At 65.7% G+C, this 14,371-nt stretch carries 9 protein-coding genes; 6 read left to right on the forward strand and 3 right to left on the reverse strand.

Annotated features, from left to right (window positions below):
* Positions 1–73: 73 nt before the first annotated feature.
* Positions 74–2,755, reverse strand: a complete 2,682-nt coding sequence (locus MUN46_RS00580; RefSeq protein ID WP_243377073.1) for a heavy metal translocating P-type ATPase — start codon at positions 2,753–2,755, stop codon at positions 74–76.
* A 142-nt stretch (positions 2,756–2,897) separates the two neighbouring features.
* Entirely contained in the window at positions 2,898–4,253 is a 1,356-nt protein-coding gene (locus MUN46_RS00585) for an OmpP1/FadL family transporter (protein WP_243377074.1), read from the reverse strand.
* A 340-nt stretch (positions 4,254–4,593) separates the two neighbouring features.
* Here MUN46_RS00585 and MUN46_RS00590 point away from each other — a divergent pair, with 340 nt between their 5' ends.
* A complete protein-coding gene (locus MUN46_RS00590) occupies positions 4,594–5,304 on the forward strand; it encodes a YggS family pyridoxal phosphate-dependent enzyme (RefSeq protein WP_370659320.1) in 711 nt (236 codons plus the stop codon).
* A 48-nt stretch (positions 5,305–5,352) separates the two neighbouring features.
* Here MUN46_RS00590 and recG read toward each other — a convergent pair whose 3' ends face one another.
* Complete coding sequence (recG, locus tag MUN46_RS00595) at positions 5,353–7,440, reverse strand: ATP-dependent DNA helicase RecG (RefSeq protein ID WP_243377075.1); 2,088 nt, start codon at positions 7,438–7,440, stop codon at positions 5,353–5,355.
* 638 nt (positions 7,441–8,078) lie between these two features.
* On the opposite strand from recG, the gene MUN46_RS00600 reads away from it, so the two are divergent.
* From MUN46_RS00600 to MUN46_RS00620, 5 genes are all read left to right on the forward strand, one after another.
* Entirely contained in the window at positions 8,079–10,067 is a 1,989-nt protein-coding gene (locus tag MUN46_RS00600) for a fumarate reductase flavoprotein subunit (protein ID WP_237980571.1), read from the forward strand.
* A gap of 20 nt (positions 10,068–10,087) precedes the next feature.
* Positions 10,088–10,891: a fumarate reductase iron-sulfur subunit gene (locus MUN46_RS00605; protein WP_237980569.1), complete on the forward strand. Its 804-nt coding sequence runs from the start codon at positions 10,088–10,090 to the stop codon at positions 10,889–10,891.
* 355 nt (positions 10,892–11,246) lie between these two features.
* Entirely contained in the window at positions 11,247–12,179 is a 933-nt protein-coding gene (gene cysK / locus MUN46_RS00610; RefSeq protein WP_237980344.1) for a cysteine synthase A, read from the forward strand.
* 203 nt (positions 12,180–12,382) lie between these two features.
* Complete coding sequence (locus MUN46_RS00615) at positions 12,383–13,396, forward strand: ABC transporter substrate-binding protein (protein WP_243377076.1); 1,014 nt, start codon at positions 12,383–12,385, stop codon at positions 13,394–13,396.
* Between the two features lie 84 nt (positions 13,397–13,480).
* A complete protein-coding gene (locus MUN46_RS00620; RefSeq protein ID WP_243377077.1) occupies positions 13,481–14,371 on the forward strand; it encodes an ABC transporter permease in 891 nt (296 codons plus the stop codon).

Genomic DNA, 14,371 nt, shown 5'->3' on the forward strand with positions numbered 1-14,371 from the left:
CGGCACTCAGGCCGGGACCCGGAAGGCGCCCTTCCCGCCGCCCGCCCCTGAGGCCGGACGCCGGGACTTTTTATCAGGCCGCGCCGGAAGCGAGGCCCTCGGTTCCGGAAGAACCCCGGACCACGCGCAGCGGGCCGCGCGAGCGCTCGATGTCCTTCTTGATCTCCGGGGCAGCCCGCATCAGCCTCAGGGCGCTCGCCACCACGATGAGCGTCACGCCCGTGTCGGCGAAGACTGCCATCCACATGGTGGCCAGCCCTATGAAGTCTAGCAGCGCGAAGGCGGCCTTCACCGAAAGCGCGAAGACGATGTTCCCGACGAGGAAACGCCAGGTCTTCTGCGAGAGGCGCTTGAAGAAGGCGATCTTGCCGATGTTGTCGTCCATCAGCATCACGCCCGAGGCCTCCAGCGCCGAGTCCGCGCCCTTCACCCCCATCGCGAAGCCGATATCGGCGGCCGCAAGGGCCGGCGCGTCGTTGATGCCGTCGCCCGCCATCGCGGTGAGGCCCTCCTTCCTGATCTCTTCAATCTTGGCGAGCTTTCCCTCGGGCCGCAGCCCGGAGGCGACGTGCTCTATCCCGACCTCGCCGGCCGCGGCGCGCGCCGCCTGCTCGCCGTCGCCGGTGAGAATCCAGGGCACGAGCCCGGCGGCCTTCAGATCGGCCACGGCTTCGCGCGCCCCGCTCTTCACGCGGTCGGCGACGCCGAAGGCGGCGACCGGCCCAAGAGCGTCAAGGAGAATCGAAACCGACTTGCCCCCGGTCTGCAGCGCCCTGACCGAGGCGGCCGCAGAAGCCGACAGTGCTCCGGCCGCAGCCGCGGACACGAGCCTCAGCCTGCAGCTGCCGCACCGGGCCTCGATGCCCGAGCCCGGAATCGCCTTCAGAGACGAAGCGGGTTCGCCCAGCGCGTGCTCGGCGGCGGCAAGCCTCGTGATGGCAGCCGACACCGGATGGTCCGAAAGCCTCGACAGCGAGGACGCGGCGCGCAGCAGCGAGGCGCGGTCCTTCGCGGGCCCGAGCGCAATCACGTCCGTGCACACCGGCCTGCCGGTCGTGATCGTCCCGGTCTTGTCAAGCGCCACGTTCCTGAGCCTGCGCCCCATCTCGAGGTACACGCCGCCCTTGATGATGATGCCCTCGCGCACCGCGCAGGCCAGCGAGGAGATGATCGTGACGGGCGTGCCGATCACGAGGGCGCAGGGGCAGCCGATCACGAGCAGCACGAGACCGCGGTAAATCCACTCGAGCCACTCGCCGCCAAGGAAAAGCGGAGGCAGCAGCGCGGTGGCCAGCGCCAGCGCGAACACCGAGGGCGTGTACCACGCGGCAAAGCGGTCGACAAAGCGCTGCACCGGAGCCTTCTTCTGCTCGGCCTCCTCGACCGAGGCGATGATGCGCGAGGCGCTCGAGTCGCGGGCCTCGGCCTTCACCCGCACTTCAAGCACCCCCGTGGAGTTGACGGTTCCGGCCATGACGGGACTGCCCGGACGCTTGGCGGCCGGGATGGGCTCGCCCGTGAGCATGGACTCGTCGGCCGAGGATTCGCCCGAAATCACTTCGCCGTCGGCCGGTATGCGCTCGCCGGCGAGCACCCGGACCGTGTCGCCCACGCGCAGCTCCTCGACGGACACGTCAACGAAAGCCCCGCCGCGCTTCACCGAGGCCGTCTGCGGAACAATCGAAAGCAGGGACTTCACCGCGTTCCTGGATTTTTCAAGGCAGAGCTGCTCAATGCCCTCCGAGAGCTCGAAAAGCGCCATCACCATGGCGCCCTCGGCCCAGTTGCCGGTAAGAAAGGCCCCTGCCACCGCCAGCGCCATGAGAGCGCTCATGTTGAAGCGCAGCCTGAAAAACGAAGCGAAGCCTTTTTTCAGAGTCTTCAAGCCCGAAAGCGCCACGGCCGCCAGCGCGAGAACAAAGCCCGCCGCCGCGGCAGCGCTCACGGACCAGACCCCGGAGCCGATCGCCGGGCCGGGAATCCCGGCCGCCTCGAGCGCCTCGGGGATGATTTCCGCGCAGAGAGCGAACGCGAAGGCGAGACCGAGCCGCTTCCAAGGAATCCGGCTCGAGTGAGCAGGGTCCGCCGCGCGCCGCCCGATCTGCAGGCTCGCCTCAAACCCCGCCCGGTGGATCGCCTCGATGATCTCGGGGGCGGCCCCGCGCCCCGTGCGGAAGGCGATCGTGCGCCGGGCCGTGTCGTACGTCCCTTCGGGCAGGCCGGGCAGCGCCTTAAGCGCCCGGCGGATCTCGGCCTCCTCGGCCGGGCAGTCCATCTCCGGAACCGAGATGACAATGCCGCCGTCTTCCTGCCCGGACTGCGTCTGCACGCTGCCCGGGTGCCCGGCGGCCTCAAGCGTCGCGAGGATTTCCGGCACGAGCGCCGGATCCGCCTCGAAGCGGATCGTGCGCTTTTCCGTGCTGTAAGTTCCCTGCGGAATTTCCGGATGCTTCTTCATTTCCGCCCGGATCTCGCCCTCCTCGACCGGACAGTCCATGTCCGGCACGCGGATGAGGATCTGCCGCGCGGCGGACGCCTCCTGCAGGCTGCCCGGGTGCCCCGCGGCCTTAAGCGCCGCTAGGATTTCGGGAACGAGGGCCGCGTCCGCCTCAAAGCGGATCGTGCGCTTTCCCGTGCTGTAAATCCCTTCCGGTATCTCCGGATGCTTTTTCATTTCCGCCCGGATCTCGCCCTCCTCGACCGGACAGTCCATGTCCGGCACGCTGATCACCAGGCTACTCTTAGAATCAGGCATTTTCCGTGCCTCCCTCAAGTCTTATGGCTTCATTAAAAAGCCTGCAGTAACTGCAGAGTCAAGGCAGGGAAAAAAGCGCGGAGCTCCCCGATGAGGAGTTCCGCGCCTTGAGGGACGCCGGGCCGAAGCCCTGCGGATGCCCTTAGAAGCGGTAGACGAAGCCCGCGCCAAGCAGGTAGGAGTTGAGGCTCTTGAAGTGCCCCACCTTCTCGCCCGAGCTCGTGTAGTCCGAATAGAGGTCGCGGTTGCCGAAGGCGTGCACGTGCATGGCCGCGAGGTCGAACTGCCAGCGGTCATTCAGGCGGTAGGAGGCGCCCAGCGACAGCCATCCGCGGTTCGCGTCCGGGATGATCGCCGTGCGGTAGCGCGCGTCCTTGATCGGGGAGCGGTCGTAGGCGACGCCGCCGCGGATCGTCCACTTCGGGGTGATGTCGAGGTCATAGCCGAGGGACACGAACCAGGTGTCGCGCCACTTCATCGGGATGTCGGTCGAGCTGTGCGGAAGGTTTCCCGCGGTGATGATGAGCTTGTCGAAGCTGCTCCAGTCCGTCCAGCGGATGGTGCTCGACAGGCGCAGTTTCGGAGAGTACTTCCAGACCACCGTAAAGTTCGCGTTGGCCGGCGACTTCATGTTCGCGCCGCCCGGCAGCGTCATCGAGCCGCTCGAGGCGAGGCTCATGAGGGCCGAGGAGCTGATGCCGTTTTGAGCGGCCAGCGCCTTCAGCTGGGCCATGATCGCAGAATTCGCGCTCGCGGCCTTCAAAAGGTTCTGGATGCCGCTCTGGGAAGCGCTGTCTGCCGTGAGCTTCACGTGCCCGTGGGCGTTATGGTTCATCTGCGAGCGGTACCCGAAGCCGAAGCGAAGCGTCTCGCTCGGCTCCCACATCGCCCCGACGTTCCAGCCGAAGCCCCAGTCGTCGGCCTCCAGACGGCTGTAGGCGCCGTAGCCCATGACGTTTTTCTTCATGGAAACAGTGGCGTCGATGTGCTGGGCCTGGAAGCCCGCGCCCACGGAGACCTTGTCGGTGAGCTTCCACGCGAGCGACGGATTGATCGTGACCGCGAGCAGCCTCGCGTCATAGCCGCGCTGGTTCTGCGCCCAGTCGACGCCGTAGGAAGTCGACAGCCCGTAGGGCATGACGATCGCCAGCCCGCCCCAGAGCCTGTCGCTGAACTGGTGGCTCATCATCTGGTGCAGAATCGGCGAAGAGCGCTTGCGGCCGTTCTCAGAACTGCCGTCCTTGCCCTTGTAGTCAAGGTCGAGCTCGACGTCCACGCCGCCCACCTGGATCTGAGTCCCGGGCAGAAGAGTGAGGCCCGCAGGGTTGTACCAGGCGGCCGAGACGTCGTCGCCCATGATGCCTTCGCCCGCATAAGAGCGGCCCATGCCGACGATGGACTGCTCGTTAAGCTGGAAGCCTGCGGCAAAGGCGCCGCTCGAGGCGAGCGCCGCGGCCACACCGGCCGCCGCAGCGGCGAGTTTTCTGAAATGAGTCATTTTTCTTCTAAAAAAGAGACAAAAAACGGATCGGCTCGCCGCGCGGAGGTAAATCTGCGCTGGGGAAAGCCTCTTCTTCCTTTAGCGTGGATGTATTCTATGGAGCCGCGCCCGGCAGAAAAAAAGAGGGTTTTTAAGCACAAACCCTAAGATGCCGCGCAAGGCTTCGGGTTACACACCATAATGTGCTGATTTTTTAATCTTTTAAGAATTTTGAAAACACCTCCCGGTCCGCTGCCGGCGGCTTTTCGAAGGTCATAGCGCGGATAGGCTAATCCTCGCGGACCGGTCCTTCGCGAGGGGTGTTTTCCGGAGAAGAAACCGCTTTATGTCAGTGCTCTTGCCAGGAATCGAGGGTCGGATCCGCAGCATTCAGGAAAGGATGAAGGCGGCCTGCGAGCGCTCGTCGCGCGGCCCGGGGGAGGTGCGGCTGCTCGCCGTCTCCAAGACTTTCCCCGCCTCGGCGGTGGAGGAGGCCGCGGCCGCGGGCCTGAGGGCCTTCGGGGAGAACTACGCCCAGGAAGGGTGCGAAAAAGTGGACTGGTTCCGCGAGAACCGCCCCGGGCTCAAGCTCGAATGGCACTTCATCGGGCCGCTGCAGTCCAACAAGACGCGGATGGTGGCCGAGCGCTTCGACTGGGTGCAGAGCGTGAACCGGATGAAAATCGCCCGGCGGCTCTCCGAGCAGCGGCCGCAGGACCTGCCCGACCTCAACGTCCTCGTCGAAGTGAACATCGACGGCGAAGCGAGCAAAAGCGGCCTCGCGCCGCAGGAGGCCGTCGCGTTCGCGCTCGAGGCCTCGAAGCTGCCTCGGCTGCGGGTGCGCGGCTTCATGGCGATTCCCGCTCCGGCCAGCGACCCCGCCAGCCAGGCCGGGCCCTTCAAGGCCATGCGAAGCCTCTTTTTGTCGGCGCAGGAGGCGGGGCTGCCGGTTGACACGCTCTCCATGGGCATGAGCGGGGACTTCGAGGAAGCGATCGCCTGCGGCAGCACGATGGTGCGGATCGGAAGCGCCATTTTCGGCCCGCGCGACTACGGCCCCGGGCACTGAACGGCGCGCCTTTTCAGGAGGACGGGACCGCCGGAGACCCGGCCGCCTTCAAGCTTCGAGGAACCCCTCGCGCTGTGCGAACCAGCGCTTCGCGTGCCGCAGCGCCGTCTGCGGATCGGTCCTCAGCCACTCGGCCGCGGCCTCGCGCGCGAGGTCGATCAGATCACCGTCTTCCTCAAGGCTCGCGAAGCGCAGCATCGGCATGCCCGACTGGCGCGCCCCGAGAAACTCCCCGGGCCCGCGCAGCTCGAGGTCCTTTCTCGCAATTTCAAAGCCGTCGCTGCTCTGGCGGATCACGCGCAGCCTCTCGCGGCCGGTCTCGGACAGGGGCTCGCCGTAGAGCAGCACACACCAGCTTTTCTCAGACCCGCGGCCGACCCGCCCCCGCAGCTGGTGCAGCTGCGCCAGCCCGAACCTCTCGGCGTGCTCGATCACCATCACGGTGGCGTTGGGCACGTCCACTCCCACCTCGATCACCGTGGTAGCGACGAGCAGATCCGTCTTTCCCTCCTTGAAGGACTCCATGACCGCATCTTTCTCGGCCTGGGGAAGAGCCCCGTGGATCAGCCCCACGCTCGCCGCGGGCAGCTTTGAGCGGATCTCCTCGAAGGCCGTCTTCGCGGGGGTGAGGTCGAGCTGTTCGTTCTCGTCGATCAGCGGGCAGACCCAGTAGGCCTGGCGGCCCCGGGAGATTTCGGAGCCGACCGCGGCGATGAGCTCGTCGCGCCGGGCGATCGACACGAGCCTCGTCGACACGGGCTTGCGGCCCGGCGGCAGCTCGTCAATCACCGAGACGTCGAAGTCGGCGAGGTAGCTCATCGCCAGCGTCCGGGGAATGGGCGTGGCCGAGAGCATGAGAAGATGGGGCGTGAGCCCGCCCGAGCCGCCGCGCAGCGCGAGGCGCTGCTCCACGCCGAAGCGGTGCTGCTCGTCGATAATCGCGAGCCCCAGACTGTGGAAGGCGACGCCGTCCTGGATGAGGGCGTGGGTGCCGACGACAAACTGCGCCTCGCCCGAGGCGATGCGGGCGGACATCTCGCGCTTCTCCGACCCCTTCATGTGGCCCGAGAGCCAGGCCGTGCGGACGCCCAGGGGCTCGAGCCAGCGCGAAATCCCCCGATAGTGCTGTTCGGCCAGGATCTCGGTGGGCGCCATAAGGGCGGCCTGCCGCCCCGACTCGATCGCGCGGCAGGCGGCAAGCGCGGCGATCACGGTCTTGCCGGAACCCACGTCGCCCTGGACGAGCCGGTTCATGGGAGAGGCGGAGGCGAGATCCGCGGCGACCTCCTTCCAGACCCGCAGCTGCGCCCCGGTGAGAGCAAAGGGCAGGCCTTCGATCAGCCTCGAGGTGAGGCGCCCTCCGTCCTGCGGCGCAAGCCTCGGCGCGCGGGCCGCCGAGCGCAGCGCCCTCGAGTGGCGCAGCGCGATCTGCTGGGCGAGCAGCTCGTCGAACTTGAGCCTCTTCCAGGCCGGGGCCGTGCGCTCCTGCAGCGCCGACAGATCCGCCCCGGGCGGCGGGCGGTGGAGATAAAGGAGCGCCTCGCGCAGCCGCGGCAGCCCGAGCTTTTCGCGCAGGGCCTGCGGCATCAGATCCGAGAGGTCCACGTCGAGCAGCGCCCGGGCGATCCTTTTTCTGAGCCAGAGCTGCGTGATGCCCTCGCCGGCCGGGTAGACGGGAGTGAGGGTCGAAGGCAGCCGCTCGCCCTCGGCGAGGGCCCGGCGCACCTTCGGGTGCACCATCTCGAGCCCGCCCGCGCCCCAGGCGGGCCGCGCCTCGCCGTAAAGGCGGACGCGGGAGCCGCGCTCGAGCTGGCGCACCTGCGAGGGATAGAAGTGCAGCAGCCTCACCTGCAGCCGCCCCGTCGCGTCGGCGACCTCGGCGGTGAGCGACCGGGGCGTCACCCGCTCGAGCGTCACCTCGCCCTCGACCTGGGCTGTCACCCCGGCCTTGAGCGAGCCGATCGGGACGATCGCGGTCTCGTCCTCGTAGCGCAGCGGCAGGTGCAGCACGAAGTCCCAGTCCGAGGCGAGCCCGATTCGGGCGAGCCGCTCGGAAAGCGGCGCGAGCTTTTCGCCCTTCTGCCTGAGCTTCGGGCGGCCCGCTCCGTGGTAATAGTCTTCTTTCGGTGCTGGCATGGCTTGGGCGCTTCGGAGCGGCTTTCCTTCTCTATTGTCTGTACGCTTATCATTTTATCCGCCCGATCCCCGTCCCTTCAGGAGGGAAACACGGTCGAAGTCAAGGTATTAGGTGTTTACTATATAAATCTAAATAGGTATAAAGTTTCTCCTTCTGACGGTCTCCTCCCCGAGGGGAGGAGGCCGCGGTCTCCGTATCAAATTCCGTGATCCGGCCCGGTCCCTGTTTGCGTGGAGCCGGCACAGCCTTATGGACAACGGCATTTAAAAGGGTTTTCCCTACTAGTTCGAACGGCGTATCGTTCACTACACTTCGTCCGTCCTTTTAAAATAAAGTTGGTTAGGGAATCCCACCTATCCGCAAAGAGGTGCATGCAGACCCGCGGCAAGGCGAAACAGCGTCCTGCCCGCCCTGAGACTCACGGCATGCGCCTCCCTGCCTTTCAGAGCGCAGGAGATGCAGACTCCGTGGTGCTCTGGCTGATGTCGATCTTTTTTAACTGGAAGCAGTCCCCGGATCCTTCCGGGGTCGGCCGGCCCCAATTGGACGCGAGCCCTGGAGCTCGGCACAATCAACGTGGTTCGCGGAGCTCGAAGCGCCGGGTTCCGCGCGAACCAACTTAGGAGACCTAGCAAACATGAAAATCATCTACACCGACGTATTGGTGATCGGTGCCGGGCTGGCGGGCCTGCGTATGGCTGTGGCGGTCAAGCGCCGCGGCCAGGATGCCATTGTTCTGTCCCTCTGCCCCCCGAAACGCTCTCATTCGAAGGCTGCGCAGGGCGGCATGCAGGCTTCCCTCGGCAACATGATCAAGGGCCTGGGAGACAACGAAGACCTGCACTTTGTCGATACTGTCCGCGGCTCCGACTGGGGCGCTGACCAGGACGTCTGCCGCATGTTCGTGAACACGGCCCCGAAGGCCGCCCGCGAGCTCGCAGCCTGGGGCGTGACCTGGTCGCGCATCACCGCCGGCGACCACGAGGTAGTGATCAACGGCCAGCGCGTCACAATCACCGAGCGCAAGGAATGCCAGGGGCTGCTGCGCCAGCGTGATTTCGGCGGCACGAAGAAGTGGCGCTGCGTGTTTGCTTCCGACGGCACGGGCCACGCCATGCTCAACGCCGTCTCCGACCGCGTGATCGCCGAGCACATCCCGGTGATGGAGCGCGTCGAGGCCCTCGCCCTGATTCACGACGGCAAGCGCTGCTACGGCGCGATCGTGCGTGACCTGATCACCGGCGAGCTGATGGCCTACGTCGCCAAGGCGACCGCCATGGCCACCGGCGGCTGCGGCCGCATCTACCGCGTCACGACGAACGCCGTGATCTGCGAAGGCATCGGCGCGGCTCTCGCCCTCGAAACCGGCGTGGCCGGGCTGGGCAACATGGAGGCGATCCAGTTCCACCCGACCGGCATCTTCCCGGCCGGCATTCTGGTGACCGAAGGCTGCCGCGGCGACGGCGGCCTGCTGCGCGACGTCGACGGTTACCGCTTCATGCCCGACGTGGAGCCCGAAAAGAAGGAGCTCGCCTCCCGCGACGTGGTTTCCCGCCGCATGGAGGAGCGCATCGCCCAGGGCAAGGGCGCCCACTCCAAGTACGGCGACCACCTCTGGCTCGACATCACGCTGCTGGGCGAGCACCACATCAAGCACAACCTGCGCGAGGTCTATGACATCTGCCACTACTTCCTCGGCATCGATCCTGTGAAGGACTGGATCCCGGTGCGCCCGGCGCAGCACTACACGATGGGCGGCATCCGCACCGACTACACCGGCGAATCGCGCCAGCTGAAGGGCCTGTTCGCGGCCGGCGAGGCGGCCTGCTGGGATATGCACGGGTTCAACCGCCTGGGCGGCAACTCCGTGGCCGAGACCGTCGTGGCCGGCATGATCGTGGGCGAGTACATCGCCGACTTCTGCGAGAAGCCCGAGAACGTGATCGACATCCCGACCTCCATCGTCTACGACTTCGCCCGCAAGGTCCAGGACGAGATCAACGGCTTCATCCACAACACCGGCAATGAGAACGCCGTCAAGATCCGCACCCGCATGCAGGAGATCATGACCTCCAAGATCGGCATCTTCCGCAACGGCAAGGCGATGCAGGAAGCGGTCGACGAGCTGCAGCAGCTGCTCGAGCGCTCCTACCACATCCCGGTCAAGGACGCCGTCGGCAACAACCCCGAGCTCGTCTACGCGTACCGCACCCGCAAGATGCTGAAGGTCGCCCTCACGGTGGCCGCCGGCGCTCTGGCCCGCAAGGAATCCCGCGGCGCCCACTCCCGCGAGGACTACCCGCGCCGCGACGACGTGAACTGGCTCAACCGCACGATCACGACCTGGAAGGATCCGAAGTCCACCCTGCCCGACATCTCCTACGAGAAGCTCGACATCTCCAAGATGGAGCTGCCTCCGGGATTCCGCGGCTACGGCGCGAAGAACTACATCGAGAACCCCGAGTCCGTCGCCCGCCAGAAGCAGGTCGACGAGATCCGCGCGAAGATGGAAGCCGAAGGCAAGGACCGCTTCCAGATTCAGGACGCCCTCATGCCCTATCAGGACAAGCTGCCCAAGCGCCTGCGCGGCCGCAATGAGCGCACCTACGAGCCTCTGAACGATTAATTAGGAGCAGACAGAAAAAAATGAGCAAGACACCCAACGAAACCCAGCACCGTCTGCTTAAGATCAGCATTCTGCGCTACAACCCCGCTGATCCGGAAAGCGTTCCGCACATGCAGACCTACGAGTTGCCCGAGGGCGACCGCATGACCCTGTTCATCGCGCTCAACGACATCCGCGACGAGCAGGACCCGACCCTGCAGTTCGACTTCGTCTGCCGCGCCGGCATCTGCGGCTCCTGCGCGATGCTGATCAACGGCAAGCCGGGCCTGGCCTGCCGCACGCTGACCCGCGACCTGCCCACGGAGTTCACGCTCGCCCCGCTGCCGGGCTTTGAGCTGATCGCCGACCTTTCCGTGAACACCGGCAAGTGGATGCGCAACATGTCCGAGCGCATCGAAGCCTGGGTGCACACGAAGGAAGTCGACATCGACATGCGCAAGCTCGAAAAGCCGATGGATCCGCAACTCGCGGAAGACCTCTACAACCTCGACCACTGCATCGAGTGCGGCTGCTGCGTGGCCGGCTGCGGCACCTTCCGCATGCGTCCGGACTTCGTCGGCGCGGTCGCAATCAACAAGATCGCCCGCTTCCGCCTTGATCCCCGCGACGACCGCAACGACGCGGACTACTACGAGCTCGTGGGCGACGACTCCGGCGTCTTTGGCTGCATGTCGCTGCTCGGCTGCGACGACTTCTGCCCGAAGAAGCTGCCGCTGCGCACCCAGATCGCCTTCGTGCGCCGCAAGATGGCCGAGCAGGGCATCAAGAACTACGACAAGGTTCTGCCCACTCCGAAGAAGCTGATCCCGATCCGCCAGATCTGACAGGTCCGGACTGAAGGACAACCTTTTTAAGGCGCAAACCCGGCTCCGGCCGGGTTTCTTTTTATCCGCACTCGTGAAGTGCTCTGCGGGGGGGCCTCGTTGAAAGCGTTCCCAGCGAACCACCGGGCGCTCTGACGCCGCCAAAGGCCCCTGCGTCTTTCTTCCCTGAAGCTCCCCCTTCCCCTGTCCGCGGAATGGGTTTTGCATTTTCACCCGTTTACTGGTAGATTATCCGACAGAATTACTCGGATATAAGAGAATTCCCCGGCCGCGGGCGCGCAGCGAAAGCGCCTTGCGTCAGACTTCTTTCATGCGGGCGCACGTACAAGCGCCTTGTTTCGGAGACAAACATCAAATGACCGTCTTTACCTCCATTGCCGACCTCGTTGGGCATACCCCCGTTCTCGAACTCGCCGGGCTTGAAAAAAAGCTGGGCCTTAAGGCGAAGATCATCGCGAAGCTCGAGGCCTTCAACCCCGCCGGCTCGGTGAAGGACCGCGTGGCCAAGGCCATCATTGAAGACGCGGAGGCCACCGGCAGGCTCAAGCCCGGCGCCACCATCTACGAGCCCACTTCCGGAAACACCGGCATCGGCATCGCCGCCATCGGCCACGCCAAGGGCTACAAGGTCGTGATCACCATGCCGGACTCCATGTCGGTGGAGCGCCGCAGCATGATCCGGGCCTACGGCGCGGAGATTGTGCTCACGCCGGGCAAGGACGGCATGAAGGGCGCCATCGCGAAAGCCGAGGAGCTGCATGAAAAGGATCCCGGCTCGATCGTGGCCGGACAGTTCGTGAACCCGGCCAACCCGAAGGTGCACTACGAGTCAACCGGTCCGGAGATCTTTGAACAGACCGGCGGAGCCGTGGACTATTTCGTGGCCGGCGTGGGCACCGGCGGCACGCTCACCGGCGTCGGCCGCTATCTCAAGGAAAAGAAGCCCTCCGTGAAGGTGGTGGCCGTGGAGCCCGCCTCCTCACCCGTGCTCACCCAGGGCAAGGCCGGTCCGCACAAGATCCAGGGCATTGGCGCGGGCTTCATCCCGAAGACCCTTGACACCAGCGTCTATGACGAAGTGATCGACGTCGAGAACGACGCCGCCTTTGCCGCCGGAAAGGAAGTGGCCGCCACGGATGCCGTCCTGTCGGGCATTTCGGCCGGCGCCGCGCTCTGGGCCGCCGTCGAGATCGCCAAGCGTCCGGAAGCTGCGGGCAAGACGATCGTCGTCCTCTTCCCGGACAACGCCGACCGCTATTACTCGACCCCGCTTTACGCGGCAGCCTGACCGGCCAGGCGGACCCGCCCGGGAGGCGGGTTCTATTGGAGTCGGAGAAACCGCTTCCGCGGAGGCCAGAAGCTTCCGCGATTTTTTTCTCCCGCCCTTCCTTTCCGAAGCTCCCGGCCTTCCGGTTCAAGGCATAATAAAAAACATTACCTCCGGCCCCGTGCGGCCGGCGGGGCCTCAAACTGAAAGGGAGTCGCAGAACTATGAAACACAGGAAGTCTCTGACCTGGGTGCTGGCCGGCCTGGCCGCCCTGACGCTTGCCTCCTGCGGAGGGCAAGGCAGCTCGCCCGCCGCCTCTTCAGCCGCAGCCTCCCCGGCGGCCTCGCCGACGAACGTGGGAATCATCCAGCTCGTGGAGCACCCTGCCCTTGATCTCGCGAACAAAGGCATCGTGGACGCGCTCGCCGACAGGGGATACCGTGACGGCGAAAAAATCAAGATCGACCGCCAGAATGCCCAGGCCGACCAGTCCAACATGAAGAACATTGCCCAGCGCTTCGTCTCGAACAAATGCGGCATCATCTTCGCCATCGCGACTCCCGCGGCCCAGACGGTCGCAAACACCACGAAGACCATCCCGATCGTGGGCACCGCCATTACGGACTATGAGTCCGCGAAGCTCGTGAAGAACCGGGACAAGCCCGGCACGAACGTCACGGGCACCTCCGACATGAACCCGGTGGCCGAACAGGCCGGGCTGATCAAGCAGCTCGTGCCCGGTGTGAAGACCGTGGGCGTCATCTACAACTCGAGCGAGGTGAACTCCGAAGTTCAGGTGAAGGCCTTCCGCGCCGAGGCGGGCAAGCTCGGCATGCAGCTCAAGGTCGCCACCGTCTCCAACGTGAATGACATCCAGCAGGCCGCCCACAGCCTGGTCGGCAAAGTCCAGGCCCTGTACATCCCGACCGACAACGTGCTCGCCTCGGCCATGCCCACCCTCGTCAAGGTCACGAATCCGGCGAAGCTGCCGGTGATCGCGGGCGAGCCCGGCATGGTGAGGTCCGGGGCGCTCGCCACGATCGGCATCGACTACTACACGCTCGGCCGCATGACGGGCGACATGGGCGCCGACATTCTCGAGGGCAAGGCCAAGCCCGAGACCACCGCGATCCGCTACCAGAAGGACTTCAAGGTGACGCTCAACGAAAAGGCGGCCGCCGAGATCGGCTGCAAGTTCCCCGAGAGCGTGCGCGCGAACGCTGAGATCATCAAATAAAAGGCTCCCGCCGCCCCCTTCATGCGGCTTTCCCGCAGTTGGGGGCGCGGCCTGCCGCCTTACTCCATCCTGGACTCTCTTCCGATGCTTGACATCCTCATTCCCACCGTGTCGCAGGGGCTGCTCTGGTCGCTGCTTGCGCTCGGCGTCTACATCACCTTCCGCGTGCTCGACATAGCAGACCTCTCGGTTGAAGGCACGTTCCCGCTCGGCGCCGCCGTGGCGGCCTCCTGCATCGCCTCGGGGCACTCGCTTGTGACCGCCTTCGCGCTCGCCGTTGCGGCGGGCTGCGCCGCGGGAGCCGTGACCGGGCTGCTCACCACGAAGCTGCGGATTCCGGCGCTGCTTTCGGGCATCCTCACGATGATCGGGCTCTACTCGGTGAACCTGCGCGTGATGGGGCGCGCAAACCTCTCGCTGCTGGGCTCCGACACCGTCTACAGCCTGGGCACCTCGGCCGGCCTCACCGAGGTGCAGTCGACGCTGCTGGTCGGCGTCATCGCCGTCGCGGCGGTGACCGGCCTCATCTACTGGTTCTTCGGCACGGAGATCGGGCTCGCGATCCGGGCCACCGGCTTCAATCCCCAGATGAGCCGCGCACAGGGCGTGAACACCGACAGCATGGTGGTGCTGGGGCTGCTGCTCTCCAACGGCCTGGTCGCCCTGAGCGGCGCGCTCGTTGCCCAGAGCAACGGCTTTGCCGACGCGGGAATGGGCATCGGCACCATCGTGATCGGCCTCGCCTCGGTCATCATCGGCGAGGTGCTCTTCGGCACGCGCAGCTTCAAGAACTGCCTGATTTCGGTCATCCTCGGCTCCATCGTCTACCGCCTCGTGATCGCCGCGGTGCTCGAGATGGGCATGCCGCCGAACGACCTCAAGCTCTTTACCGCGATCCTCGTGGCGCTCGCCCTGTCGCTGCCTCTCATCCAGTCCAGGCTGAAGGCGCTTCGCCACAGCTCAGGGAGGGCCTGA

It is taken from the genome of Mesosutterella faecium (genome assembly GCF_022809315.2).
Classification (GTDB): Bacteria; Pseudomonadota; Gammaproteobacteria; order Burkholderiales; family Burkholderiaceae_F; genus Mesosutterella; species Mesosutterella faecium.

Bases quoted from the DNA above. Each gene is read 5' to 3' on its own strand.
- MUN46_RS00580 (WP_243377073.1), bottom strand. From the start codon at position 2,755: ATGCCTGATTCTAAGAGTAGCCTGGTGATCAGCGTGCCGGACATGGAC.
- MUN46_RS00585 (WP_243377074.1), bottom strand. From the start codon at position 4,253: ATGACTCATTTCAGAAAACTCGCCGCTGCGGCGGCCGGTGTGGCCGCG.
- recG (WP_243377075.1), bottom strand. From the start codon at position 7,440: ATGCCAGCACCGAAAGAAGACTATTACCACGGAGCGGGCCGCCCGAAG.
- MUN46_RS00600 (WP_237980571.1), top strand. From the start codon at position 8,079: ATGAAAATCATCTACACCGACGTATTGGTGATCGGTGCCGGGCTGGCG.
- MUN46_RS00605 (WP_237980569.1), top strand. From the start codon at position 10,088: ATGAGCAAGACACCCAACGAAACCCAGCACCGTCTGCTTAAGATCAGC.
- cysK (WP_237980344.1), top strand. From the start codon at position 11,247: ATGACCGTCTTTACCTCCATTGCCGACCTCGTTGGGCATACCCCCGTT.
- MUN46_RS00615 (WP_243377076.1), top strand. From the start codon at position 12,383: ATGAAACACAGGAAGTCTCTGACCTGGGTGCTGGCCGGCCTGGCCGCC.
- MUN46_RS00620 (WP_243377077.1), top strand. From the start codon at position 13,481: ATGCTTGACATCCTCATTCCCACCGTGTCGCAGGGGCTGCTCTGGTCG.